This is a genomic window from Streptomyces sp. NPDC025806, assembly GCF_055558275.1.
Genome location: NZ_JBVHMU010000002.1, coordinates 480,445 through 506,264 on the forward strand (window position 1 = coordinate 480,445; position 25,820 = coordinate 506,264).

A 25,820-nucleotide genomic window follows, 5' to 3' on the forward strand; every position below is an offset into this window, starting at 1 on the left:
CCGCGCCACCGCCTTCTCCCGTACCTCCGTCAGGCGGAGCGCCAGACCCACGCCAGCGCGGCCTCCGGCGTCCCACAGGACAGGAAGGCCGCCGTGTGGGCCGCGCCGCCCGTGCCCCAGCCCAGGGCGGTCGGCAGCAGGAGGAGCAGGCCGAGGGAGAGGAAGCCGAGGGCGGGCAGGTGCACCTTCGGGGTGTACCGCCGTGCCGCACGCGGCATTTCGTCCGCGAGCACGCTCGTCAGGAATGCCCCGGCGAACAGGACGGGGATGAGGGTGAGGATCAGCAGTCGGGTGCCGATCACCCCCGTGCCCCAGCGGCGGCCGTCCTCCAGTACCGGCGAGTCGGGGCGCGGGTCGCCGGGCGCGTAGTACACGTCGATGGTCGTGCCCGCTTTCGGCGGGTGGTAGCGGGTGTACATGCCGGGCACGGTCACCTCGCGCGGCCCGTTGTCGTACGGAATGCGCAGGACGAGGTCGGTCTCGAAGTACACAGGCTCGTCGGAGTCGTTGTCCCCGCGGACCGGCTTCCCGGCGAGCCGCACGATCGGGGCGGCGTGCAGCCCGAATCCCGCCGCCTCCAGGCGCGCGGTCTCGCGACCGTACTCCGGCGACACCATGAACCCGAGGTCGAAGCAGGCGAGGGTGGCGAGCGGCACCAGCCAGGCGACCAGCCACACCAGCCCGCGCCCGCCGGCCGGCGGCCGTCCGGTGTGGAGCGGGGCGCGCCGGGACGCCACGATCCAGGCGGCGGCGAAGGCCAGACTCAGCGCGGCCAGGACCACCTCGGGAACCAGCGGCGGATACGGGCTGACGCCCCACAGCGCGCAGCCGATCGCCCCCGCGGCGCTGTGCACCACGCCCCACCCCGTGAGCGTGGTCCACACGCCGCGCCGGTACGCGGACCCGACCCGCTCCGACCTCTTCTCCAACTCCACCATGTCCGCCCCCTCCGTGGCCCCCTGCACACGTGCGGCCGGAAGCCTAATCCCCCTTAGACCCGGCACCGGGCGCGGCTAGTAGTACCCCTTCGCCCCGTCGAGCAGCTCCCGCACGATGTCCGCGTGTCCCGCATGCCGCCCGGTCTCCTCGACGAGGTGGATGAGGATCCAACGGAGGTTGGCGCTGCCGGCGCGGAAGTCGCGGTTGCGGCCGATGTCGTCCAGGGAGGCGGCAGCCACGATCTCGTTGCTGCGGGCGCACTGGTCCTCGTACTGGGCGAGCAGCTGCTTCAGCGGAACGCCGTCGGTCCGCCAGTCGGCGCCCTCGTCCGTCTCGTCGAAGGACGGGTTCTGTGCCTTGTCGCCGCCGAGGAACACCACTTCCATCCAGGTGTGCTCAACCCACCGCATGTGGCTGATCAGCCCGGCCATCGTCATCGACGGCGAGGTAGGGACGACCGAACGGTGCGCGTCGGCCTCGCTCAGACCCTCGCACTTCCACCGCAGGATCTGCCGCTGGAGGTCCAGCCAGCCGATGAGCGCGGTGCGCTCGTCGGCCTGCAAGGGGGGACGCTCAAGTGAAGGTGTCATGCCCGCACGTTACGCGGTCACAAGATCCGTCGGACAGGCCTTAGGGTCCACCGAAGACCGGTGGGACGTTCAACGCGGGAAAGGCGGGCGAGCGATGACCCCTGAGGAGCAGGACCTGGTCATGGGCCTGGTGTTCGCACCGGGCTCGCCGCCGACGCGCACGATCGACGAGGTGCTGGCTCACTTCGGGGAGTCCGACGGTGGGGTCCTGGCACTCCGGCTGCTCCGGGACGCCATGGAGCGCCGGGACGCCGACGACGTCGAGATGGCGTTGATCGTCAAGGCCGCCGCAGGCGCCTCGCCGGAGCAGTTCAGGGAGCCGTTGACCGAGCTGTTCCCTGCCGAGTGGCACAGGAAGCACGAGGACATCGTGTCCACGCTGGGCAGGCTCCGCTCGCCCGAGACGTTGCCGACACTGGTCCTGGCGACTCGCTGGGTTCCCGAGCATCTGGACTGGGACGAGAACCGGGCGCTCGCGGTGAAGGCGATCTGGGCTCTGGGAGCCGTTCCCGGCGCGCAGGCCCGGGAAGCCCTCGAAGGGTTGCGCGACGACGAGGACGAGATCATCCGCGAGAACGCGGTGAAGCAGCTCGCGCGCCGCGGCGAGCTCTGACCGCGCAGCCGTGGCCCGTTCGTCCGGACCGCCCGCCCGCGTCCGAGCGGCAAGCCGTGCCGACGACGATCGATCTCACCGGATTCCCGCCGGACCGACCGTGTCGCGAGCCGGACGGTCGAGGGCGCGCGCGAGTTCGCCGACGGGCGCCAGGACGTGTCCGCCGTTGCCCGCGCACCACCACACGACCTCGCGCTCCCGCTCCGAGCCGTGGGCGCCGAGCTCATGCCGGGGGCACATCGGCCAGACCTGCCAGGTCCGTTCGAGCAGGCTCTCCTGGATCAGGACCGTCAGGCTGGTCAAGGCCATGGCGAGGTCGTCGCACATGTTCGGCAGGACGGGGCCGCCCCAGCCGAGCCGTTCGCCGTCGGCAAGGCGGACACCGGCACCCACCGGGAAGCAGTCCTCCAGAATCTCGATCGCCGGTTCCCCCTCGATCCCCCGCGTGGGCAGATCGCGGGCCACGACGCGCAGCGCGGCACGCAAGGTCTCCAAGCGCTCGGGAGCGAGATCGAAGCCGGGCTCGAAGCCCGCGTCGTCCAGGATCCGCCGCGCCAGCACGGCCATCTCCGCCCGCGGCACCTCGGCCGGGTTCCGCTCGACGACCTCCGCGAGGGCAGCGGTGCGAGGGCACCAGTTGAGCAGGGCGGAGGCGAGGGCGACGACGTCCTGAGGATCGAGGCTGTCCTCGCGCAGGCCGACGTAGACCCTTCGCATCATGGGTTCCGTGTCCGCTTCGTACTCAGCCATGACGTCTCTCATCGGCCCAGTATCGCCTCTGGCCGTCGAAGCGCTCCGGCACGGGGCCGAGCCGCCACCCGAGGCACGTGACCTGTGGCAAGCTCATCCCCTTCGCGGATCGTGCTCGTACCGGAGTGTCAACGGCCGTGAACGTCACGCACATCGGGGAAAGGGAGAACTCGGCACGTGAGCACCACCTCGTCCACTTCGCGCGCTCTGGTCCTCGAGGAGTTCGGCACCCTGCCGAGGCTCGTGGAGCGGACCGTTCCCGGGCCCCTGCCCGGGCACACCCTGGTCCGGGTGGTGGCGGCCACCGTTGCCCATCTCGATCTGAACATCCTCGACGGGCAGTTCGGAATCCTTCCCGAGCTGCCGTTCATCCCCGGCACCCAGGGCAGCGGGTACGTCCTAGCCTCGGACACGCACCCTGAGGGGGCACTCGTCCGGCTGCGCGGCGAAGGACTCGGGCTCAGCCGTGACGGTGCCTGGACCGAACACGCACTCGTTCCGGACGCCGCCGTGGAAACCATGCCCGAGGGCACCGTCCCCGCTCTCGCCTGCAGCTACTTCTCGCCGGTCGGCACCGCCTGGGCCGCCGTGCACGCGATCGCCCAGGTGCGGCCGGGGGAGCGGGTGCTGGTGACCGGCGCGTCCGGCGCGGTCGGCGCCATGGCCGTGCAGCTCGCGGCGCGGGCCGGCGCGGACGTGATCGGAGCGGTGAGCCGTCCGGCGAAGCTGCAGCACGTACCCGGCACCGCCGAGGCAGTGCTCGCCTCCGAGCTGACCGAGGAGGCGATCGGCGGCAAGACCGACGTACTCATCGACACGGTCGGCGGCCGGATCCTGCGCGACGCCCTCGCGCTGGTCCGCCCCCGAGGCCGCGCCGCGCTCGTCGGCTACACGGCGGGCCGCGAACTCACCCTGGATCTGGCGGACTTCTTCCTCGCCGAGGTCTCCCTCCTCCCGGTCAACATGATCTCCCGCGGCAAGGAGGTCGCCCCCGAGGTGCTGCGCCTGCTGCCGGACCTGTCCTCGGGCGCGCTGACACTGCCGTACGAGCGGTACGGGATGGACGCGCTCGGCGAAGCCGTGGAGCGGCTGCGCTCGGGCACGGCGGTCGGGAAGATCGTGCTCGACGTGGGCGACACCGGCCACTGACCCCCTGTGAGAAGCTGCGGGGCCGGCGAACAGGCCGGGGCCGGCCGTTCGAGGCCGGGGAAGAACCGGCCCTCCAAGGAAGAGGCGCAGTGGTGGACAACCTCGCGACATGGCTCGGCTCCCAGCTCGACGAGGACGCGAGCGACGCGAGCAGCTGGCACACCCTCGGGTGCGACATCCACGCCTACCTGGAAGGCGACGCCGACTCCGTGAAGGCCACCATGGAGATGTTCCACGCGGCGCCCGGCGCGGTCTGTGACTGCGAGGTTCCGGCGCGGGTGCTGCGCGAGGTCGACGCCAAGCGGCAGCTCCTCGTCCTGCACGCGCCTGAGCGGGTCGTCGTGGAACGGCCGCACGACCAGAACGGAACGGGCGAAGCCCAGGTCTGCCGGAGCTGCGGCAACCGGAGTATCGCGGCGCCCTGCGCGACGCTGCGCCTGCTCGCCCTGCCCTACGCGGACCGGCCCGGCTACCGCGAGGAGTGGCGTCCGTAGCCCACCCCCGGCGGCACCGAGCTCACATCAGTGCTGTTGCACGAGCGGGACCTTCGGTCAGGCGAGTCAGGCGAGTCAGGCCAGGGACACCAGGTCCCGGTAGTCCTCGTTCCACAGGTCCTCGTCCGCGTCCGGCAGCAGCAGGACGCGGTCCGGGCGCAGGGCGTCGATGGCTCCCTCGTCGTGGGTGACCATCACGATCGCGCCGGGGTAGGAGCCGACCGCGGCCAGGACCTCGGTGCGGGAGGCGGGGTCGAGGTTGTTGGTGGGCTCGTCCAGCAGCAGGACGTTCGCGCCGGAGTGGACCAGGCCGGCCAGGGCCAGGCGGGTCTTCTCCCCGCCGGAGAGGACCCCGGCCGGCTTGTCGGCGTCGTCTCCGGAGAAGAGGAACGCGCCGAGCACGCGCCGTACTTCACCGTCGCTGAGGTGCGGCGCGGCGGCGCGCAGGTTCTCCCGTACGGTCCGCTCGGCGTGGAGGGTGTCGTGTTCCTGGGCGAAGTAGCCCAGGCGCAGCCCGTGCCCGTGGACCACCCGTCCCGCGTCCGGCCGTTCCTGACCGGCCAGAAGGCGCAACAGGGTGGTCTTGCCCGCGCCGTTGAGGCCGAGGATGACGAGGCGGCTGCCTCGGTCCACGGCCAGGTCCACGCCGGTGAGGACCTGGTGGTCGCCGTAGGACTTGGCCAGGCTGACGGCGCCGAGCGGCATCCGCCCGCACGCGGCGGGCTCGGGCAGCCGGATCTTCGCGACCTTCTGCGTGCGCCGGGCCGGTTCCAGCTCGGCGAGCATCCGGTCGGCGCGGCGGGCCATGCTCTTGGCCATGACGGCGGTGGCCGACCGCGCCTTCATCTTGTCCGCCTGAGCATGCAGAGCCCCGGCCTTGCGTTCGGCGTTGGCCCGTTCCCGGGCCCGGCGCCGCTCGTCCGCCTTGCTCTGGTTGAGGTAGCCCTTCCAGCCGGTGTTGTGGATGTCGATGGTGGCGCGCAGTGGATCGAGGTGGAAGACGCGGTTGACCACGTCGGCCAGCAGGCCGGTGTCGTGGCTGATCACCACCAGACCGCCCTGATGGCTCTGGAGGAAGGTGCGCAGCCAGGCGACGGAGTCGGCGTCCAGGTGGTTGGTGGGTTCGTCCAGCAGCAGCGTGCCGCCGTGCCCGGCGAACAGGATCCGTGCCAGCTCCACCCGGCGCTTCTGTCCGCCGGACAGCGCGCCGACCGGCTCGCCCAGGACGCGCTCGGGGAGGCCGAGACCGGCCGCGACCCGGGCGGCCTCGGCCTCGGCGGCGTACCCGCCGCCGGTCTGGAAGGCGGCCTCGGTGCGGGCGTAGGTGTTCATCGCCCGCTCCAGCGCGGCCGGCCCGGTGGCCTCGGCCATCGCGGCCTCGGCTTCGCGCAGGGTGTGCAGGGCGTGGTCCAGGCCGCGGGCGGACAGGATCCGGTCGGTCACGCTGACGGCCGGGTCGGCCGCGCGGGAGTCCTGGGCCAGCAGGTCGACCGGTCCGGTCCGGGTGACCGTCCCGGCAGCGGGCCTGGCCTGCCCGGCGAGGGCGGTCATCAGGGTGGTCTTGCCCGCGCCGTTACGGCCGACCAGGCCGATGCGGTCGCCGGGGGAGACGGAGAAGGAGATGTCGGAGAGCAGCAGGCGGGCACCCGCGCGCAGCTCGACACCGCGAACGGTGATCATGAGGTAACGCTCCGAGAAAGCAGAAAAGGACACACTTCTGGCGTGGAAGCGGGTCCTTGGCTAGGAAACTCGGGGCGTAGACATGCGCCCACCGTAGCCGACGTCCCGTGGTCGGCGCATCTGAGTGGACTACGACCTGGAGATCTCCTGCCGGAGCTGTCGGGTGAAACGGTGCAGGAGGTTCAGCGTCTCCTGGAACTCGGCCCGGCGGTCCTCCCTGCCGTCCGTGGGCCGGGTGCCCCAGACCCGGCGTGCGAGAGCGTTGGCCAGAACGACGGTGTCGTCGGCGCAGAGCAGGAAGAGCGCTGAGCGTGCTTCCTGCATCTGGTTCGCCAACTCGTTGGCTCCGGGGCCGTCGTCACCCAGCCGTGTCTCCTTCAGATGGTCCAGGAGCTGAACCACGGCCGTGTTGAAGCCGATCCCGGCTTTTGAGTTTCTGTTCGCGAAGCCACAGGCGGTCCTGTCGGCGCGCGGTGAACCACGATCCGAACACCACCCCTATGAGGCCGAGAGCGGCCCCGATGGCCACGGACAGGATGTTCTCCACGGTCAGCTCCCCCTGGGACGCACAGCACCGCCATGCTACAGAGGCCGCCGGAGACGCCGCCTGGGCACAAGGCCCGGCTCGGCAGCGGCAGTTGGCGCCTGACGGGGCATACTGTCCGTCGTGACAAGGTATGACCGCATCGGTGCGACCTACCACCACACGCGACGCCCCGACCGCCGGATGGCCGCGAGGATCCACAAGGCGCTCGGCGAAGCCGGCACGGTCGTCAACGTCGGTGCCGGCACCGGTTCTTACGAGCCACCGCACACGGTACTGGCAGTCGAACCCAGCGCCGTGATGATCGCCCAACGTCCCGCTGGGACGGTCCCGGTTCCGCACGACTGCACCGACGGGTTCGGCGCCGCCTTCTGGCGCCGACCCGAGGCTTACCTCGATCCGAACGTGCGAGCCGGCATCTCGATGCTCGCCCAGACCGGCGAGGAAGTTCTCCGCCCGGGCCTGGCTCGGCTGTCGAGAGACCTGTCCTCCGGCCTGTGGCGCGAACACCATGCCGACCTGCTCGACCGCGAAACACTGGACGTCGGCTACCGCCTTCTCGTGGCGGGCCTTTAGGTCCAGTACTGGGCGAGTGCGCCTTCCTGGTAGGGAGCGGGGCTGATGCTGAGGTCTCCGGCGAAGGGGCGGTCGAGGACGAGTACGAGGAGCAGGCTGAAGCCGACCAGGCCTGCGACGGAGGCGACGAAGAGGATCTGGACGCGCAGTTTGCGCATGCCGTAGAGGAAGGTCAGCGGGATGAGCACGACCGCGCCGCCGAACGCCAACACCTGGAGCAGGGGCGGGAGTTCCTGTTGGGCCATGGTGATGCGGGCGCGGCGCTGGGCGGCGATGTCGTTGAGGTTGCCGACGGCCTGCTCGTAGAAGACCTCCTCGCGTGAGCTCTTCGGGTCGTACGTCTGCAGCACCGTGAACGCCGATCGCAGGTGTGTCTCGGTCGCCCCGTAGGACGGCTGTCCTGCCTGCATGCGGGGCCACTGGTCCTCCACGACGGCGTGGACGTAGCCGCTCATCGCCCGGTCGAGGTCGGCGCGGACCGGCGTGGGGAAGGCGCGGGCGTCGCGGGCGATGAGGGCCGCGTCGGTGGCCTCGGCGGAGACGATCGTCTGGGCGCTGTCCAGTTGCGTCCAGAGCGTGACGATGACGAAGGCGAGGATGATTCCGTAGATCGCGCCGAACATCCCCAGAGTCGCTTCGACCATGTCGTTGTGCTCGCCCCGCGCGAGGGAGGGGTACTTGCGGCGCAGCAGAACGCTCCCGGTGACGGCGAGGACGACAGTGCCGCCGACGGCGAGGACAGCGATGGTGAGGGTGGAGAAGTGATTGAGCAGCCAGAGCGACATGGGTGGAGAGTCCAAGGGGTCGGGGGTTGAGGGCGCGGAGGTGCGCCGGTGCGGGGTGATCCGACCTCCGCGCACCGCGGGTTCGGCCCCGACCGTCTAACGGCCGTCGAGGGTCCGGAACACGCGACATCGAGGGTGAAGATCCGCGTGCGCTCCTTGAACCCCCGGCACCGCTGATCCGCGGCACACCGCGATCCGCACCCGCGGGGGCTTCTCCCTGCCCTCGCGGCCCGAGGCTTCCGCGCGGTTGTCGCCATGCAACGACCGGGATCTCGACCTTGACGTCTACCAGGGTGATCGGGTGTCGCGGCGCGCTTCCGGGGTCTGCTCGGGCAGGGCCCTGTTCTGGTCGGTGCGCAGCAGCATGCCCGGGTCGGGTGCGAAGTCCTGATGGGGCGGTGCCGGCTGGTGGAAGCGCTCGGTGCGCGCAATGGTGACTTCCACCAGTCGGCCGTCCTGGAACATCCACAGCCCGAAGCAGTCGTCGTCCTGGTCACGCAGCAGCACCTGCACCGTGTGCGGATGCGGCCACGGCAGCGACTCCAGGTGCCGGAGCAGGCCCTTGCGGGCGTGCATCTTCTCGAACTCCAGGGCCCAACCGAACTCGTAGCCCCAGTGGCCCGCTATCGGGACGAAGCGGCCCTGCCACGTGCGGCCCGGGTCGTCCCGGGTCAGAGGCTCCATCACCTCGTCCGACCATCGGGCGAGCACGATGACCTCGGCGTCTCTACTCATGCCGGAGTATCACCGCATCCGCCTGATCCGCCGCAACCGCATTCCTCAACCGGGCGACCTGGTCGGACGGCCCGGGGCGACGGATCTCATTCGTAGAAGTCGACGGATCTCAGTCGTAGAAGAAGAGTTCAAGGTCCTCGACGGACCCCGGCCCCGTGAGGAAACCCTCCGCCTTCGCGATCTCGTCGGCTGGCGGCAGATCGCCCTTCAGGAGCTGCCGCATCCAGATCTCTCCCTGCTCACCGACCGCGTAGATGCCGGACAGCAGCTCGGCCATGCCTGCGGGGCGCGGTGGGCGGCGCCCGGCGACCGGCCGCAGCACCCATCCTCCTGACCGGGCCGCGAGTCGCAGCACCCCGGCCCAGTTGGCGATCCTCCCGATGCGTACGTGCCACGAGTCCTCGGTGAACGGGGCCGTCCGGCCACCGGAGAGAGAGTTCGTGGCGGCGCCGATGTCCCGGATGACGTGCCGTTCCACGGCATCACGAACCCAGCGCCCCTCCTGCGCTTCCTCGATGGCGGCCTCCCACCACCGCCACCCGCCGTCGAGTCGGTCCGCGAACGCATCCATGTGCACAGGCTTCCACAGGGACAAGTTCACGAGGAGGACAGTGACGGTAGGACGGCTCAGGAGGCGGACGGCTCGATGTCTCCTGCGAAGACGATGACCTGGTCGATGAGGCTCCGGCGCAGATGGACGACGTCCGTTCCCGCGAGGCGGGGGCCTCCGTCCGGCGTGGTGAAGACCCACTGGTACCGAGCCCACTCGTCCGGCATGTCCACCGCCGAGCAGCGCACCATCTTGCCGGTCCCCGCCGGGTGGCGCCGGATGTCCAGTACGAACCGCTCCACCGCCGCGATTCCTTCGCTGCGCCCCAACGGCCCCCAGAAGACCACGTCTGTGGTCAGGGCTTGGGAGAGCAGGGCCGTCACATGGCTGTCGTCCGAGGCGTTGAACGCGGAGATGAACGTGTCGATCGCGGAGCGTGCCGTCTCTTCCTGCATGCCCCAGTAATACCAGCCGCCCGGCCCGACTCGCTGACGGTGTGCACAGGGCCCTCGGCGCCTTTCAGGAGCGGGCCGCCCTGCGGGCGTACCTGGCGACGCGACGGCCGGCCGGGGGCTCACGCACCGACTCCACGGATGCCGGGACGCTCGATTCTGAAACGCGGACCGTTGAATCGAGCGTCTGATTCTGTCAGCATGCGTGAGACGGGTGACAGATTCGCTGTTTCCTTCACGGCGGAGAGGAGCGCTTCATGGACGACATCGACCGGGCCATCCTGCGCGAACTGCAGGTCGACGGCCGTATCCCCTACGCCGAGCTGGGCCCCAAGGTGGGCCTGTCCCCGTCGGCCGCCCGGCACCGGCTGCAGCGGCTGATCGACACCAGGTCGGTCCAGGTCGTCGGCGTGACCGACCCGATGACCATGGGCCGGCAGACGATGGCGCTCCTCGGCCTGCGCATCGGCGGCGACTCACGCGCCGTGGCCGACGAGCTCTCCCGACACGAGGAGGTCGTCTACACGGTCCTGACCTCCGGCGGCTACGACCTGTTCGCCGAGGTCGTCTGCTCGCGACCGCAGGACCTCCTCGATTTCATCCACGACGTCGTACGGACCGTCGAGGGCGTGGAGTCCGTGGAGAGCTTCCCGTACTTCGCGATTCACACCCACCGGTTCATGTGGGACGTCGACTAGGGCGTGCGTCGAAGGCCTCACCCCGACCGCACGATCCGCACCTGTCCCTCTCCCACGCGCCGACGGCGCACTCCGAACCGCCGAGGAACTTCCGCATGCCGCCGCACGACGAGCACCGCACCATCGACTTCTTCGCCCAGGAGGCACTCCCCGTACCGCAGTTGAGCGAGGCCCAGGCCGAGCACGTCGCCGCCCGGATGCTGGGCGTAGGCCTGCGCGCCGAGGCGCTGGGGAGTCAGCAGGACGCAAACTTTCTGCTGCGCGGCGACGACGGGACGGCCCTCGGGATCCTGAAGGTCGCCAACCCCGCCTTCGGCAGGACGGAGATCGAGGCCCAGGACGAGGCCGCCGACCTCATAGCCGCGGCCCACCCCGACCTGCGCGTCGCCACGGTCGTGCGCCGTACGGACGGCTCCCCGCTGTACGGGACCGTGGACACCGAGAGCGGGCCGGCCGTCGCCCGGCTGCTGCGCTATCTGCCCGGAGGCTCGCTGTCGGGGCCGCGACACCTGTCACCGAGCACGGTGGCGGCCATGGGAACCGTCGCGGGACGGGTCAGCACCGCCCTGCGCGACTTCCGGCACCCGGGCATCGAGCGCGTGCTCCAGTGGGACCCCCGCCACGGCGAACGCGTCGTGGCCGCACTCGCCCGGTACATCGAGGAACCCGAGCGGCGCGAGGCCGTCCTGGCCGCGACGGCCGACGCAGGGGAGAGCCTCGGACGCGTCGCCGACCGCCTGCCCACGCAGGCCGCGCACCTCGACCTGACGGACGACAACCTCATCCGCTCACCGGGCCACCGCCTGCCCCTGCCCGACGGCGTCATCGACTTCGGCGACCTGACCGAGACCTGGGCGGTAGGCGAACTCGCCGTATGCCTCTCGTCGATGCTGCACCACGACGGATTCGAGCCCCACCGCGTGCTGCCCGCCGTGCGGGCCTTCCACGCCGTACGGCCGCTGTCGGCCGAGGAGGCGGAGGCGTTGTGGCCGCTCGTGGTGGTGCGGACCGCCGTACTGGTCGCGAGCGGGCGGCAGCAGACCGCCGTGGACGAGGACAACCACTACGCCCGGTCCGCGCTGGAGCGCGAGTGGTCCATGTTCGAGCACGCGACCCGCCTCCCGCTGCCGGTGATGACCCACCTGGTCAAGGAGGCGATCGGCCTGGCCGACGCACCGGCCACCACCGAGGCACCGGCCTGCCCCTTGCTGCGGGACGTCACCGGCGCCGACATCGCCGTTCTCGACCTGTCCACCGACGCCGACAGCATGGACCGCGGAGCCTGGTGCGAACCCGGGATCGAGGACCGGCTGGCCGCCTCCGCGCTCGCCGGGGGCGCCGCTGCCGCCGTGACCCGGTACGCCCAGCCGCGCCTCGCACAGACACCGCCCCTGTCGGCCGACTCCCCGGCCACCGTGCCGACCGGCCTCGACCTGTGGCTCGCCGGACCTGCTGTGATGCAGGTCCCGAGGGAGGGACAGGTCCTGTCGGCGGCACCGGGACATGTCACCCTCACCTACGGCGCCCGGGAGCTGACCCTCTCGTTCCCCCACTCGGTGCAGCCGCTCGTGACCACCGGCTCGATCGTCCCGGCGGGCGTCGAACTCGCCCGCTTCACGTCCGACACGAGGATCCACGTCGCGCTCGCCCACGCCGGCGCCCCGGCCGTCCCGCACCGGGTGCGCCCCGAGTACGCCGCAGGCTGGCTCCCGCTGACCGCGGACCCCGCCGCGGTCCTGGGCCTCGCGACCACCGACCGCACCGAGAACAGCGACCTGCTGGAGCGGCGGGACGCCGTCTTCGCGACCGTGCAGGGGCACTACTACGCCGATCCGCCGCGCATCGAGCGAGGCTGGCGCCACTACCTGCTCTCCACCGAAGGCCGTTCCTACCTGGACATCGTCAACAACGTCACCCCGCTCGGCCACGCGCACCCCCGCGTCGAGCAGGCCGTCGCCCGGCAACTGCGGCGGCTCAACACCAACTCACGCTTCCATTACGCGTCCGTGGTGGAGTTCACCGAGCGACTCGCCGCGCTCCTGCCCCGGCCGCTGGACACCGTCTTCCTGGTCAACTCCGGCTCGGAGGCGGTCGACCTGGGGATTCGGCTCGCGATCGGAGCCACCGGCCGGCCGGACGTCCTCGCGCTGCGGGAGGCGTACCACGGCTGGACCTACGCCTCCGACGCGGTCTCCACCTCGCTCCAGGACAATCCCAACGCCCTCTCCACCCGACCGGATTGGGTGCACACCGCGGACGCGCCCAACTCCTACCGTGGCCGCCACCGAGGGGCGGACGCGGCGCGCTACGCCCCCGAGGCCGTCGCGGAGATCGACCGACTGGCCGCCTCCGGCCGGCCGCCGGGCGCCTTCCTCGGCGAGACGTACTACGGCAACGCGGGAGGCGTGGCCCTCCCCGACGGCTACCTCGCGCAGGTCTACGCCGCGGTCCGCCGCCACGGCGGCCTCGCCGTCGCCGACGAGGTGCAGGTGGGCTACGGGCGCCTCGGTCACTGGTTCTGGGGCTTCGAGCAGCAGGGGGTCGTCCCGGACATCGTCTGCGTGGCCAAGGCCATGGGCAACGGCCACCCGCTGGGCGCCGTGATCACCTCGAAGGAAGTGGCCGAACGCTATCGTGACCAGGGCTACTTCTTCTCCTCCACCGGAGGCAGCCCGGTCTCCAGCATGGTCGGCCGCACCGTCCTGGACACCCTGCGCGACGAGGACCTCCAGGGCAACGCGGTCCGCGTCGGCGGCCACCTGAAGGAGCGCCTGGAGGCGCTGGCCGCCCGCTACGACCTCATCGGCGCCGTCCACGGATCCGGCCTCTACCTCGGCCTTGAACTGGTCCGTGACCGCGCCACGTTGGAGCCCGCCACGGAGGAGACCGCCGAACTGTGCGAGCGCATGCTCGACCTCGGCGTCATCGTCCAGCCGACCGGTGACCACCTGAACATCCTGAAGATCAAACCGCCTCTGTGCATCGACGCAGCCGCGGCCGACTTCTTCGCCGACATGCTCGACCGGGCCCTCGCCGGGCTCGGACACACCCGCTGACGTGGACACCCGCGAGTTCGAGCGCGGTGGCGGGGGCCGGGTCTAGCAGCCGGTGTCCGCGACGACGTAGTAGCCGGGTGCCGTCTGCTTCAGGGTGTGTGTGACGAACGTGTTGTACAGACCCATGGCCTGGCCGGAGCCCGTGGCGTAGGTCTGGCCGCCGCTCTGGTAGGCGCGGCCGGCGGCGGTGTGCTGGTAGTTGTTCGCCGTGAAGCAGGTGGGCGTGTACCCGGTGGTGGTCGCGGTCACCGGGGAGGAGACGGCCCCCACCCCTCCGGCCGCGTCCACGGCCGCCACCGTGTAGGTGTGCGTGGAGCCGGTGGCCAGTCCCGTGTCGGTGTAGGAGGCCGCTGCCGTGGTGCCCACCTTCGTGCCGTCGCGGTAGACGTGGTAGGAGGCGGCGTCGGCCACCGCGCCCCAACTCAGGCTCACGGTTGTGTCGGTGGTCCCGTCGACGGTCAGGCCCGTGGGCGCCGGCAGGGCGCCCGGGGGCTGGTCACCGCCGCCGTCGAGGCCCCAGAAGCGGGCGGTGTGGTAGCTGGAGCAGATCGTGTCGAGGTAGTAGGTACCGGCGGTGCCGCACTGTTCGGCGCCGCTGCCGGGGTCGACCGCGAGACCGTGGGCCATGCCGGAGATCGAGTACACCGACACGGCGGGCCTGCCGGAGGCGTCGTCGTACTCGCTCAGCGTGGTGTTGCCGGGGAGGTCCGTGGTGCGGGAGGGCGTCTGGCCGATGCCCCACACGTTCGTCCACTGGTCGCGGAGCTCGGTGGCGTTGGCCGGTGCGACGGTGGTGTCCGAGGTGCCCTGCCAGATCGCCACCCGGGGCCAGTGAGTGGTCCCGGCGGGTGCGGCGGCGCGCACGAGGTCGCCCCACTGGGCAGGTGTCTTGTCCGGCGGGCTGTACATGCAGGTGTAGGCGGCGGACACGCTCGTCGCGCAGGAGGCCGGGAGCCCGGAGGCGATGGAGCCGCCCGCGAAGACGTCGGGGTAGGCGGCGAGCAGGTTCGCGGTCATGCCGGCACCGGCGGACAGGCCGGTGACGTAGACACGGCTGGTGTCGCTGCCGTAGCGCGCGACGGCGGTGTCGACCATCTGCTTGATGGACAGGGCCTCGCCCTGGCCCCGCGTGCTGTCGGCCGAGTCGAACCAGTTGAAGCAGGAGTTCGCGTTGTTGGCGCTGGTCGTCTGGGGGAAGACCAGGGCGAACTTGTCCTGGTCGGCGAACTTCGGCCAGCCGGAGTGGGCGTAGTAGTCGCTCGCGCTCTGCGTGCAGCCGTGCAGGGCGACGACGAGCGGCGCGTCGCCCGGCAGCGAGTCGGGCGCGTACGTGTACATGGACAGGTTTCCGGGGTTGGAGCCGAAGCCGGTGACCTGGGTCAGGCCCGCGGCGGCGGCCTGCGGCCCGACGGCCACGAGACCACTCGTCAGGGCGAGAGCGCCCACGGTCGCGGTGAGCCAGCGACGGAGGCCACCGAGGGTGCGGCGGCCCGACGGGGTGCGGCGGAACGGGGGATACGGCTGTCCCATGGCTGAAGCCTTCCGTGGGGGAGGGAAGCAGATGACACCGGGGCGGCTGCGGTGCGTACCGCCGGTGTGGCGTTGCATCATCTGGTCCCGCCCGCTCACGGCGACATGGGCCGGACAGCCAGGATCGACGGACGACGCATGTGCCGGGCGCCCATGGTCCGACCGGTGAACAGCGCAATGGTGGTGGGGAGTTCACAACCGTGACTCCTCACCTGGAGTACGGTAGCGGGCTGTTTCGGCTGAGCCTCGCGGGGCTGCGGCAAACTTGCCGAGGACATCCAGGACTTGGCCCACAGGTGCCAGCGACAGCAATGGGCCGCGAAGAACGGTTGTCCGGCGGGTGAGTTCAGAGCTACGAATTCTGTTCATGGTCAAAAAACCACGAAGAACCCGGCGCCTGGTGGCGGTCACGGTGACCACCGTGGCGCTCACCGGGACGCTCACCGCCCTGCCCGGCACCACGACCGCGACCGCGAAGACCCCCGACGCGAAGCAGCGGGTCATCGTCGAACTGACCGGCGACGCCGCCGTGTCCGCCGCCCCCGACGGCTCGCTCACCTCGCAGGCGGCCGGCACCGCCACTGCCGTCGGCGAGGCCCGCAAGTCCTTGACCTCGCGGCAGAACGCCTTCGTCGACAAGGCGCGGGAAGCCGGGTTGCACCCCGCCTCGCCCCGCAGACTCGGCCTGCTCGTCAACGCCGTGGCGATGACGCTCCCAGCCTCCGAGCAGGCGCGGCTGGCCTCGATGCCGGGAGTCGCCGCGGTCCGTCCCGACACACGGATGCACGTGCTCACGGACACGAGCGTGCCGCTCACCGGCGCACCCGAGGTGTGGAAGCGCGAGGACCCGTCCGGGACGAAGGCCACCGGCAAGGGCACCGTCGTGGCGGTCCTAGACAGCGGGGTGGACTACGGTCACCCCGATCTGGGCGGCGGATTCGGCAAGGGCCACAAGGTGGTCGCCGGCTACGACTTCGCCAACCGCGACGACGACCCGATGGACGACAACGGTCACGGCACCCACGTCGCCGGAATCATCGCGGGCAAGGCCGCCGGGAAGGAGGGCGTCACCGGCATGGCGCCCGACGCGCGTCTGCTGGCCTACAAGGTCACCGACGACAGCGGCAGCGCGTACACCTCCGACATCATCGCCGGCATCGAGGCGGCGGCCGACCCGGCCAACCCCTACCGGGCCGACGTCATCAACATGAGCCTCGGCGGCCCCGGCGACGGCACCGACCCGCTGGGCCGGGCGGCGACCGCCGCCGTGCGGGCAGGGCTGGTCGTCGTCGCCGCGGCGGGCAACAACGGGCGCGCCGGCACCATCAGCACCCCGGCGTCGGCCGACGGCGTCATCGCGGTCGGAGCCTCCACCAGTGGACTGCGGGTCCCCAGCGCGTATCTGGCGGGCAAGAAACCGGAGTTGATCCAGACGTATCGCGGGATCATCTCCGCGAACCCGCCCGAGGAACCGGTCACCGCCCCGCTCGTGGACGTCGGCGCCGGCACCGACGCGGACTGGGCACGGGCCGGAGACGTACGGGGCAAGATCCTTCTGGCCGACACGGCGGTCGCACCCGGCGTGGAGATGCTGCGTCAGGAAGACCTCGACTGGGCGCGCGAGGCCGAGAAGCGCGGCGCGCTGGCCGTGCTCGGCGGCGGCCGGGCCGACAGCGGACCCGTGTTCCTCGCAGAACCGGGGACGGCCGAGGCACAGGCGACCCCCGCGCGGCCCGACCTGCCCAGGACCGCCGCCTCCGGTGACTCGCTGCGCATGGACCGACTGGTCGTGATGGGCATCGACGCGACCCAGTACGAGCCGTTGAGCCGCGCGCTGACCGAAGGCAAGGTGTCGGTCACGCTGCGCGGATCCGACTCCACCGACGAGATCGCCTCGTTCTCCTCCCGCGGACCCGGCACCGGCTTCGGCCTCAAGCCCGACCTGGTCGCCCCCGGCGTGGAGATCCGCTCCACGATCCCCTCGGCGCTGTACGAGCCCGGTGTCTACCGCATGTCGGGCACGTCGATGGCGAGCCCGCACGTCGCCGGGGCCGCCGCCCTCCTGCGTCAACTGCGCCCGGACCAGGACCCCGAGGGGGTCCGGTCCGCGCTGGTCGGCTCCGCGAAACCGCTCGCCGGCACCGGACCCAGCGTCCAGGGCAACGGGCGCCTCGACGTGGCCGCCGCCGCGTCGGCCACGCTCGGCTCCTCCCCGTCGTCGGTGTCCTTCGGACTCGCCGACCTGGCGGGCAAGACCGTAGGCGACACCGCGAAGGTCCGCCTGACCAACCCGGGCAAGGAGCCGCTGACCACCCAGCTCAGCAGCTCCGGGCCCACCACCGTGTCCCCGGCCCAGGTCACCGTCCCCGCCGGGGGATCCGCGACCGTCACCGTCACCCTGCGCGCCGACCGCCCGGCCGGCGACACGGAGATCAGCGGCCGGATCACGGCCACTCCCTCGCGCGGCCCGGTCCTGCGGATCCCGTACCTGCTCGTGGTCCGGCACCTGGTCGTCCAGGCGTCCCCCGATCCGAGCGACGGCCGCTCCACCGTGCACATCGCCGCCCCGACCGCCCTCGACGCGCCGCCGCAGCTCACCGTCACCCCGCCCCACGGCAAGGCCTTCACCCTGCCCACCACCAAGAACGGGGCCGGCTACTACCAGGCCGACGTGACGGGGAAGAAGGCCGGCGCCTACCGGCTGGCCGTACGGGCCACGACCACCGACGGCCGCCGGATCACCGGAACCAGTGCCTTCGAAGTCACGCCCGTCAGCAGCCGCGGCGACCGCTGGGAGCCCGTCGGGCCCAACAGCGAGGCCGGGGACCTGGCGTTGACACCCGCCCGGCCGCAGCAGGCCGTCATGACCCAGTACCGCAAGGCCGCCCCCTGGCTGACCACCGACGGCGGCGCCACGTGGCGCCAGGCGGGCCGCCTTCCCGTCGCCGACGGCAACGGCACCGGACCGGTCGTCGTCGACGCACGCCGTCCCGACCGCTGGTGGTACGCCGTGAACTCGAACGGCGACCCGACCCGCCGGGGCACGATCCTGCGCACCGACGACAACGGCCGCACCTGGCGCACGCTCGACGTACCCGACGCGTACCTCGACGTGTTCGTCGCGGACGAGCAGACCCGCACCCTCGTCGCGGTGTCCGACGGCACCCTGATGGTCAGTACGGACGCGGGCGACACCTGGGCGCTGCACCCCACGGGCGTGACCGGTTCCGTCCGCGAAGCGACCCTGATCGGCGACACCCTGTACCTGGCGACCTTCACCGACGTCTGGCGGATCGACGACGTCGGCCGGGGCGACCCGGATGAGGCCCGGCGCATCCTCGACGCGTCGGACGAAGGCGTCCGCGGTCTGGCGGCCGACTCCACCGTGGTGGCGACGTACGTACCCGGCGAGGGTGTGCGCGGCTCGTACGACCAGGGCCGCACCTGGTCCACCCTCCTGCCCCTGGAGGAGGGCGGCTATGGACTGTCCGCGTCCGGCGGCGACCTGTACCTGCGCGCGCTGTACGGCGCCGGACAGCTGAGCCGCGACCACGGCAGGACCTGGCAGCCGGCACCCGGTCCCTCCAAGGCCGCGATCCCGCTGGACTTCGACCGCTGGGCCGACGGCTCGGTGACCGTCTCCAGCGAACAGGACGGTCTCTACCGGGGCACGGACATCGGGAAGGGCTACAAGCGGATCGGTGTGCAGGGCCTGACCACCCTCGCGCTCGCGACCAGCGGAGATCACCTGCTGGCCGGAACGGTGAGCGGCACCTATCGCACCGCGCTCCCCGTGGTGGGTCCCGAGTGGGGCCAGTCCGGCGGCGAAGGCTGGACCGGCCGGATGACCTCGCAGCTGGCCGTGTCGCCGAAGGACACCAAGGTGGTGTGGAAGGTGCGGCGCGCCGCGACCGGCATCTTCGAGGTCTCGCGCAGCGGTGACGCCGGCCGGACCTGGGAGGTGAAGGGAAAGTCGTCGGAGATCCCGAAGGCGATCCTCGTCCACCCGGCCGACCCCGACTGGGTGGCAATCAGCTACGAGAGCCTCATGAGCGAGGGCCTGTTCACGACGCGCGACGGCGGCCGGACCTGGAAGAACCTGCGCCACGCGAGGGCCTTCGACGCCATGGCCGGTGACCCGGGTGACCCTCAGCGCGTGTGGCTGGGCAACGCCTCGGGCCTGTACCGCTCGGACGACGGCGGCGTCACCACGACCAAGGTCGCCGACGGCCCCGTCTCCGCGATCGTGAACGACGGCCGGCGCCTGGTCGTGGGCGGCACGTCGGTCCGGGTCAGCACGGATGACGGCAAGACCTTCCGCACGGCCGACACGGGGCCGCTCGCGGTCCACGTCTCCGACCTGCTGGAGGTACGCGGAACCCTCTACGCCGCCACCAGGGGCTCCAAGGAATCCGGACTCGTCCAGGGCGGCCGGGGCGTGCTGCGCAGCACCGACAACGGCCTGACGTGGGAGAACATTTCGAGCGGACTGCAGAACACCGACACCACCAAGCTCACCGCCACCGCCGACGGCCGCACGCTCTTCGTCGGAACGGTCGACGGCGGGGTCCACCGCTTGAAGCTGCGCCGCTGACGGCCCTGCGTGGCCCGCCCCGGGCAGGTCGCGCCAGAACGCGGGGACGCGTGCGCGAACAAACGCCGGCCGTACCCGGGACAGCCCCGGGTACGGCCGGTGATCGTTGTCGGAAGCCATGACACCATGCGGTGTCATGGCAGACGACAGCGGTAGCGCGTTTCAGGCAGGCCAGACGGCCCTCATCGTCCGGGTCCCGGAGGCGGAACCATCCGTCCACACGTGGCGCGAACAGCTCGACCCCTCGGCCCAGGCCGGGGTCCCGGCCCACATCACGGTGCTCTTCCCGTTCCTCGACGAGAGCCGGATCGACGCGCTCGTCCACGCCCGGCTCGCCGACCTGATGGGAAGCCACTCGGCCTTCGAGCTGCGGTTCGAGAGATGCGGACGGCTGCCGGGAGTCTCCTATCTCGCCCCGGAACCCGACACGCAGTTGCGGCAGCTCACCGAGGCGGTCGCGGAGCGATGGCCCGAGGCTCCGCCGTACGGGGGCCGGTTCGCCGACATCGTGCCGCACCTGACCATCGCCCAAGGACAGGAAGACACCGTCCTGGAAGACATCGAGGCCGACCTGGCAGCCGGACTCCCCATCACCTCTCAGGTCTCATCGGTGGAGCTCATCGTGCACGACGGCACGAAGTGGCAAGAACGAGCGTCGTTCCCCCTCGGAGCACGACCCGGGTCATGAGGCCGCGGCCCACACCCGCGCCCCACCTGGTCGGCGCCGGCCGAACGGTTCATCGGCCGGTCGCCGCGAACGCGGAGTGCGCCGGTGCGACGTCCGAGCTGACAGCAGGGGCAGGAATGACGGTTCCGCGGAGGATGGCCTGCTCGGCGGGGCCGGCGTCGCGGGTCCATGCGGGCGCCAGGGCCGCGTAGGTGGTGACGTCGTGCCACCGGCCCTGGGTGTGGAACAGCTCCCGCAGCGTGGCCTCGGGGTGCAGTCCCGCCGCGAGCATCACCGCGCGCATCCGGGTGTGATCCGCGCGGTGCCCGGCCCAGATGCGATGCAGCCCCAAGTGCCCGAATCCATAGGCCATCAGGAGTCGCCCCGCTTCGTGACCGTGACCCCGCACGGGCGCGTCGGGGAGCAGGACGAGGCTGGTGAGCATGGCGTTGCGGCCGTACTCCTCGACGAGCAGGCCCATGGTGCCGACCATGACGTCCTGGCCGGGTGGACAGATGGCCAGGGTGTGCTTGCGCCGTGGGTGGGTGTAGGGCTGGGCGAGATGCTGCGCGAACGCGTCCTGGGCCTGCCGGGCGTCCATCCGGTCGACACCGAGGTAGCGGGTGAGTGCGCGGTGGGTGTGGATGCGTTCGAAGGGAGCCAGGTCGGTGGCTCGCAGTTCGCGCAACCACAGGTGCTCGCCGTGGAGTTCGGGCAGGTGGTTCACCGGGCCGCTCCCGCGGGGACGCGTTCGGGGTCGACGGCGCCGACGAGCTCTTCGAGGTCCGCGTAGTAGCGGCCCGAGGGCACCGGCGCGCCGAGCAGGATGCGGCGCGCGGTGTCGGTGACCAGGGCGCCGCCCAGCGTCACCCCGCTGGCCAGCTGCGGCCAGCTGGACAGGGTGCGCCCGATCCGGCCGACCGCGTCCTGCATGGCGGGGCTGAGCCGGCTCTCGTCGCACACGCGCAGCAGGTAGGCCAGGGCCTCCGCCGGGGCGAGCCGGCGTACGTCCTCGGCGGTCAGATCGCCGCCGCGGCCGTGGAACAGGGGCCGGTCCGGTTCGAGGTCGAAGCGCTCGACGTCCAGCAGCCCGCGGTCGTTGGTGTCCATCAGGACCGGGACGCCGTGCCGTCGCGCGTGCTCACGTGCGGCGGTCTTGACCCACGGGGTGTCACACTCCTCGATCACCAGGTCGAGCGGACGGTCCGCGGCTCCGAAGAAGGCGTCGATGGTGTCCTCGGTGAGCCCCTCGTGCCACAGCTCGATGTCGAGGTAGGGATCGATCTCGTACATCTGCCGTGCGCACAGCACCGTCTTGGGCAGACCCAGGTCGTGCACGCCGGCGCGCAACCGGTTGAGGTTGCTGAGGCCGAGTGTGTCGAAATCGGCCAGGCGGAACGATCCCGCGACACCCTCCATGGCACACGTGAGGGCGGCGCTGTTGCCCACGGACAGACCGACGACCCCGATCCGCCGCCCCAGCAGTCGCTGCTGCTCGGCGGTGGCGATCTTGCCCCGATTGCGGTCGGTGCGTACGCGCCGGAACTCCTCACGGGGCAGCACGTGCACGAGCCGCCCGGACCACGGGTACCAGGCCCAGGTTCCGTAGCGGCTGAGCTCGGCGCCACCGGTGAACTCCGCCACGGCGCACTCCAGCCGACGTCCCGAGAGGGCGTCGTGCGGGCGCAGACAGCGCACCAGTTCGGCGAGCTGCTCGTCGATCCGGTCATGCCGCTCGCGCACGGACCCGGAGGCGAGCAGGGCGTCGAGGACGGCGCGGTCCTCTTCCTCGGGGGCTCGCAGCAGCGTGGGCCGGGCGACCTCCTGCCCCCGCGGCATCGGCATGCGGGACCGCAGGGCAGCCGGACCCTCGGGAATCGAATTGATCATGAGGCCGGAAGTTACCAGCGTCCGATCGCCGAATCCCGGCGCGGCAGGAGGTGCGCGCGGTCGAATTCGTGCGCGGGCTTTCACCACCGCGCGCCCCCCTGCGTCGACGTGCCGCCGAAGGCGACTTTGACCAGGCGGCACAAGGCTTTTCAGCACTCCGTACCACCCGGTGCGAAAGTCGTATCGGGTGCGGCGAACGGGTGATCGCCCAGAAAAGTCGTCTCGTACGATCGCGTCGCGCCCGCGCCCTACAGGGGAGACTCGCCGCCGGCCGCCCAGGCGAGCATCTCGCCGGGGTCCGCATGGGCGGCCTCGCTGCGGTACGACTCGTAGGTCACGGTGCCCACCAGGCTGCGCGCCACGTCCTCGCCGGCCTCGCGCAGCGGCGCCACGTCCGGGGCGCCGCGCTGCGGATGACCCACCGCGTCCCACAGCCGCTGGCCCGCACCGGACGCGAGCGCCGCGGAATGTCCGTCCCCGTTGGCCGAGAAGGCGGCGGCCAGCATGTCGAGGCCCAGCGCGATCCCGAAGGTGTCGCCGATCTGCTGCTTCGCGTGCAGCATCGAACGGGCGTACTCCAGGGACCGTTCATTGTCCTGCTCGCGCAGCGCGATCACGCACATCTGGTAGTCGGCGTACGAGCGGATCCAGTGCTCGCCCATGGCCACGCACTCCGCACGCAGGGCCTTGGCCGAATCCAGACTCTCCTTCAGCTCCCCGAGCCCGGTGAGGGCGAACAGCCGCAGCATCCGGCACATCATCACGGCCTGGGGCGCGGGCTCGTCCGCGTCCGTGCCGAGCGCGCTCGCGTTCCGCAGGGCGTTCTCCAGGAGGTCCAGACTCAGTTGGGCATGGCCCTGCAGAAGGTCGCTCATGGCCTGCAGATACGCGGCCCGCAGCAGCGCGGTCGCGTCCTCGGTGGCACGGGCGTTCTCCAGGCACTGCCGTGCCAGGTGCGTCCCCGTGGCGTGGTTCCCCTGCAGGAGATGGGTCATGCCGAGGGCCCACACGGCGCGTTGCCGCACCGGCCCCTGGCTGTCACAGGCCTTCAGCGTGCGGGAGAGATAGATCTGCGCGGTGTGCGCATGTCCGCAGCACGTCCAGTAGAAGCCCGTCAGGGTGGCCAGTTCGAGCGCCGCGTCGACGTCGTGGGCGATCAGGTGGTCCAGGGCCGCGCACAGGTCGGGGTGCGCCTCCTTGATGGTGCGGTACCAGCCGGTCTGCTCGGCACTCGTCCACGTGGCGTCCGCCTGTTGCGCCTGCGTCAGGTAGTACGAGGCGTGCAGGCCGGCCATCGTCTCCAGCTCACCGAGCTCGGCGAGCCACAGGCGCCCGTACTCGCGCACCGTGTCGAGCAGCAGAAGACGCCCGCGGCGCAGGGTCACGACGGACTTGTCCAGCAGGCCGGCCAGAGCATGGCTCACGTCGAAGGCGGAGAGGGGCCCGCCGGAACACAGGGCCACGGCCGAGGTCTCGTCGAAGTGACCGTGGAAAATGGACAACCGGGCCCACAGCAGGCGCTCCGCGGGCGTGCACAGTTCATGGCTCCAGCCCAGCGCGGTCCGCAGGACGTCGTGCCGGCGGGGCCCCATGGGACGAATCGCGTCCTCGTCCCGGCTCAACTCGTGCCGTGGCCGCAGCAGAAGGTCCTCGATGCTGCAGTCGCGCAACGCCCCCGCAGCCAGTTCCAGTGCCAGCGGAAGCCCGTCGAGGTAGGCGCACAGCTCGGTGACCTGGTTCAGATCCCCGGGCTCCGGCGCGTGCCCCGCCTCCGTGGCGCGCCGCAGGAACAACTCGGCGGCATCCGTGGTGTAGGGCAGCGGCTGGACCACCGCGACGAACTCTTCTTCCAGGTGGAACACTTCGCGGCTGGTGGCCACGATCCTCAGGCGCGGACACTTCTCGAGCAGCACCTGCACCAGGCTCCGGCACGCGCTCAGCAGATGCTCACAGGAGTCGAGCACCAGCAGCAGCTCGCGCTCGCCGATCCAGTTGCAGATCACGTCCACCGGCATCCTCGGTGTGTGATCGGACAGATCGCAGGCATCCGCCACGAGCGCCGCGAGCATCTCCTCGTCGCGCAGCTGCCACAGATCCGCCCAGCAGGAATCGGCCGGAGCGGCCGCCAGGCCGAGATCCACCGCCTGCCGTACCAACCGCGACTTGCCCACGCCTCCGACACCGGTCACGGTGACCAGCCGGTGAACCTGCAACGCGCTCTGCAGCCCGGCCAGTTCCCGCTCGCGCCCTACGAACACGACCCCATCCTCCCCACACACCTGCGAACAGGCTTCCGACCAGGCGGCACGGCTCGGGAGCCCGGGCCGCGCTGAGAACGAAAGCGTGCAGGCATCCTGGCAGCCTCGGCCTGATCACGGAACAGAAATGGCAAAGCAGGAACCAGCCATGGCGACGCGGGTCGGAGGGTTCGACACCCGTCACAGGGTGGTTCTGGGTCCACCTCTGTGGGGGTGCTGGGCCGCTGGTGGGCCGAACGGGCCGTTCCTAGCGTGGTGTTCATGAGGGATGACACGAACGAAGAACGAAAAGGCGCCACCCGGCGAACGGCTCTGCGGGGGCTGGGACTGGCCATGGGCGGCATGGCGTCGGCCACCGTGCTGCAAGGCTCGCCGGCCGCGGCGGCCCCGCGTCGCAGGGTCGGAACGTACGTACTGGTGCACGGGACCCACAGCGCCGGCGCGTTCTGGATGCCGATGGCGCGGGAACTGGCGCTGCGCGGCCACCGCGTCGTCATGGTGGACCAACCGCACCACGGCGCGGAGGCCTTCGTGGCGGAGTCGTACCAGCGGCAGGACCTCACCGCCATGGCGGTGGAGCCCTCCCCGCTCAAGGGGCTCGGGCTGGACGACTACGAGGCGCGCGTCACGGGCATCGTGCGACAGGCCGCACGCAACGGCCCGGTGGTGCTGGTCGGGCACAGCCTGGGTGGCGTCTCGGTCAGCAGTGTCGCCGACGCCGTCCCGCACCTGCTGCACCACATCTGCTACATGGCGGCCTTCTGCCCCAGCCGCGACCTGCCCACGGCGGACGCCTGCACGGCGGCGCCCGAGAACGCGAACGCCGTCAGCCCGGTGGAACTGACGGTCGGCGACCCGGACCGGCTCGGGGTCCTGCGGCTGAACTTCCGTACGGGCGTCAGCGGTGAGCTGGCCCTCCTGAAGGAGATGATCTGCGCGGACCACCCCGACGCCGACTTCCGCCGGATCCTGGCGGGCATGCAGACCGACGAGCCCGTCGCCGCCTACGCGGGCCGCGCGGTCGGCCGACCCGACCGGTGGGGACGCGTTCCCCGCACGTACCTGCGCTTCGGCAGGGACCGTACGATCGCCACCGCGCTCCAGGACCGAATGATCGCGGAAGCCGACGCATCCACCCCCGGCAACCGCTTCCGCGTGCACGACTTCCCCCACGCGTCACACATCGGCCCGCTGGATCCCACCCCGGTGGCGGACGTCCTGGACACGCTCGCGACGTAGAGGGGGTGGTGCTCGAACGGTGTTCCGACTC

At 71.3% G+C, this 25,820-nt stretch carries 21 protein-coding genes and 1 pseudogene; 9 read left to right on the top strand and 13 right to left on the bottom strand.

All coding sequences use genetic code 11. The features are described from left to right. Positions 1-29 precede the first annotated feature (29 nt). Positions 30-938 carry a hypothetical protein gene (locus ACZ4E1_RS05830; RefSeq protein WP_467536205.1) on the bottom strand — a complete coding sequence of 303 codons (909 nt, stop codon included), beginning with the start codon at positions 936-938 and terminating at the stop codon, positions 30-32. Positions 939-1,013: 75 nt separating this feature from the next. Continuing rightward, positions 1,014-1,529 carry a DinB family protein gene (locus ACZ4E1_RS05835; protein ID WP_467536207.1) on the bottom strand — a complete coding sequence of 172 codons (516 nt, stop codon included), beginning with the start codon at positions 1,527-1,529 and terminating at the stop codon, positions 1,014-1,016. A 94-nt stretch (positions 1,530-1,623) separates the two neighbouring features. Here ACZ4E1_RS05835 and ACZ4E1_RS05840 point away from each other — a divergent pair, with 94 nt between their 5' ends. Beyond that, entirely contained in the window at positions 1,624-2,142 is a 519-nt protein-coding gene (locus tag ACZ4E1_RS05840) for a HEAT repeat domain-containing protein (RefSeq protein ID WP_467536209.1), read from the top strand. A gap of 75 nt (positions 2,143-2,217) precedes the next feature. On the opposite strand, the gene ACZ4E1_RS05845 is transcribed toward ACZ4E1_RS05840, so the two are convergent. Continuing rightward, positions 2,218-2,892, bottom strand: a complete 675-nt coding sequence (locus ACZ4E1_RS05845; RefSeq protein ID WP_467536211.1) for a hypothetical protein — start codon at positions 2,890-2,892, stop codon at positions 2,218-2,220. Between the two features lie 177 nt (positions 2,893-3,069). Between ACZ4E1_RS05845 and ACZ4E1_RS05850 the strand changes: the two genes are divergently transcribed. Next, the gene (locus ACZ4E1_RS05850; protein WP_467536213.1) at positions 3,070-4,041 is read left to right on the top strand and encodes a quinone oxidoreductase family protein; all 972 of its coding nucleotides are present in this window, start codon (positions 3,070-3,072) and stop codon (positions 4,039-4,041) included. Between the two features lie 89 nt (positions 4,042-4,130). Next, complete coding sequence (locus ACZ4E1_RS05855; RefSeq protein ID WP_467536214.1) at positions 4,131-4,535, top strand: DUF6221 family protein; 405 nt, start codon at positions 4,131-4,133, stop codon at positions 4,533-4,535. A 75-nt stretch (positions 4,536-4,610) separates the two neighbouring features. On the opposite strand, the gene ACZ4E1_RS05860 is transcribed toward ACZ4E1_RS05855, so the two are convergent. Next, positions 4,611-6,215: an ABC-F family ATP-binding cassette domain-containing protein gene (locus ACZ4E1_RS05860; protein ID WP_467536215.1), complete on the bottom strand. Its 1,605-nt coding sequence runs from the start codon at positions 6,213-6,215 to the stop codon at positions 4,611-4,613. 129 nt (positions 6,216-6,344) lie between these two features. Next, positions 6,345-6,762 (bottom strand): annotated as a pseudogene (locus ACZ4E1_RS05865) (hypothetical protein). A 120-nt stretch (positions 6,763-6,882) separates the two neighbouring features. Here ACZ4E1_RS05865 and ACZ4E1_RS05870 point away from each other — a divergent pair. Further along, a complete protein-coding gene (locus ACZ4E1_RS05870; RefSeq protein WP_467536216.1) occupies positions 6,883-7,335 on the top strand; it encodes a methyltransferase domain-containing protein in 453 nt (150 codons plus the stop codon). Here ACZ4E1_RS05870 and ACZ4E1_RS05875 read toward each other — a convergent pair. From ACZ4E1_RS05875 to ACZ4E1_RS05890, 4 genes are all read right to left on the bottom strand, one after another. Continuing rightward, positions 7,332-8,120 (bottom strand): bestrophin-like domain, encoded by a 789-nt coding sequence (locus tag ACZ4E1_RS05875; RefSeq protein ID WP_467536217.1) that lies wholly within the window; start codon positions 8,118-8,120, stop codon positions 7,332-7,334. The genes ACZ4E1_RS05870 and ACZ4E1_RS05875 overlap by 4 nt on opposite strands. A gap of 285 nt (positions 8,121-8,405) precedes the next feature. Next, on the bottom strand, positions 8,406-8,855 hold the full coding sequence (locus ACZ4E1_RS05880; protein WP_467536219.1) for a hypothetical protein: 450 nt from the start codon (positions 8,853-8,855) through the stop codon (positions 8,406-8,408). 109 nt (positions 8,856-8,964) lie between these two features. Beyond that, positions 8,965-9,426 (bottom strand): hypothetical protein, encoded by a 462-nt coding sequence (locus ACZ4E1_RS05885; RefSeq protein ID WP_467536220.1) that lies wholly within the window; start codon positions 9,424-9,426, stop codon positions 8,965-8,967. A gap of 56 nt (positions 9,427-9,482) precedes the next feature. Beyond that, the gene (locus tag ACZ4E1_RS05890; RefSeq protein WP_467536222.1) at positions 9,483-9,860 is read right to left on the bottom strand and encodes a nuclear transport factor 2 family protein; all 378 of its coding nucleotides are present in this window, start codon (positions 9,858-9,860) and stop codon (positions 9,483-9,485) included. A 254-nt stretch (positions 9,861-10,114) separates the two neighbouring features. On the opposite strand from ACZ4E1_RS05890, the gene ACZ4E1_RS05895 reads away from it, so the two are divergent. Next, on the top strand, positions 10,115-10,555 hold the full coding sequence (locus ACZ4E1_RS05895) for an Lrp/AsnC family transcriptional regulator (RefSeq protein WP_467536224.1): 441 nt from the start codon (positions 10,115-10,117) through the stop codon (positions 10,553-10,555). 95 nt (positions 10,556-10,650) lie between these two features. Next, complete coding sequence (locus ACZ4E1_RS05900; protein ID WP_467536226.1) at positions 10,651-13,611, top strand: aminotransferase; 2,961 nt, start codon at positions 10,651-10,653, stop codon at positions 13,609-13,611. A gap of 42 nt (positions 13,612-13,653) precedes the next feature. Here the strand turns inward: ACZ4E1_RS05900 and ACZ4E1_RS05905 are convergent, their stop codons facing one another. Further along, on the bottom strand, positions 13,654-15,141 hold the full coding sequence (locus ACZ4E1_RS05905; RefSeq protein WP_467536228.1) for an extracellular catalytic domain type 1 short-chain-length polyhydroxyalkanoate depolymerase: 1,488 nt from the start codon (positions 15,139-15,141) through the stop codon (positions 13,654-13,656). Positions 15,142-15,541: 400 nt separating this feature from the next. Here ACZ4E1_RS05905 and ACZ4E1_RS05910 point away from each other — a divergent pair, with 400 nt between their 5' ends. Both ACZ4E1_RS05910 and ACZ4E1_RS05915 read left to right on the top strand, forming a co-directional pair. Next, positions 15,542-19,735: a S8 family serine peptidase gene (locus ACZ4E1_RS05910; protein WP_467536230.1), complete on the top strand. Its 4,194-nt coding sequence runs from the start codon at positions 15,542-15,544 to the stop codon at positions 19,733-19,735. A 136-nt stretch (positions 19,736-19,871) separates the two neighbouring features. Beyond that, positions 19,872-20,423 carry a 2'-5' RNA ligase family protein gene (locus tag ACZ4E1_RS05915; protein WP_467536232.1) on the top strand — a complete coding sequence of 184 codons (552 nt, stop codon included), beginning with the start codon at positions 19,872-19,874 and terminating at the stop codon, positions 20,421-20,423. Between the two features lie 49 nt (positions 20,424-20,472). On the opposite strand, the gene ACZ4E1_RS05920 is transcribed toward ACZ4E1_RS05915, so the two are convergent. The 3 genes from ACZ4E1_RS05920 to ACZ4E1_RS05930 form a co-directional block, all read right to left on the bottom strand. Next, a complete protein-coding gene (locus tag ACZ4E1_RS05920) occupies positions 20,473-21,129 on the bottom strand; it encodes a GNAT family N-acetyltransferase (RefSeq protein ID WP_467536234.1) in 657 nt (218 codons plus the stop codon). Continuing rightward, positions 21,126-22,292 (bottom strand): ThiF family adenylyltransferase, encoded by a 1,167-nt coding sequence (locus ACZ4E1_RS05925; RefSeq protein ID WP_467536236.1) that lies wholly within the window; start codon positions 22,290-22,292, stop codon positions 21,126-21,128. The genes ACZ4E1_RS05920 and ACZ4E1_RS05925 overlap by 4 nt, the downstream gene beginning before the upstream one ends. 248 nt (positions 22,293-22,540) lie before the next feature. Next, entirely contained in the window at positions 22,541-24,550 is a 2,010-nt protein-coding gene (locus tag ACZ4E1_RS05930) for an ATP-binding protein (protein WP_467536240.1), read from the bottom strand. A gap of 333 nt (positions 24,551-24,883) precedes the next feature. Between ACZ4E1_RS05930 and ACZ4E1_RS05935 the strand changes: the two genes are divergently transcribed. Beyond that, positions 24,884-25,789 (top strand): alpha/beta hydrolase, encoded by a 906-nt coding sequence (locus ACZ4E1_RS05935; RefSeq protein WP_467536657.1) that lies wholly within the window; start codon positions 24,884-24,886, stop codon positions 25,787-25,789. The last annotated feature ends 31 nt before the right edge of the window (positions 25,790-25,820 follow it).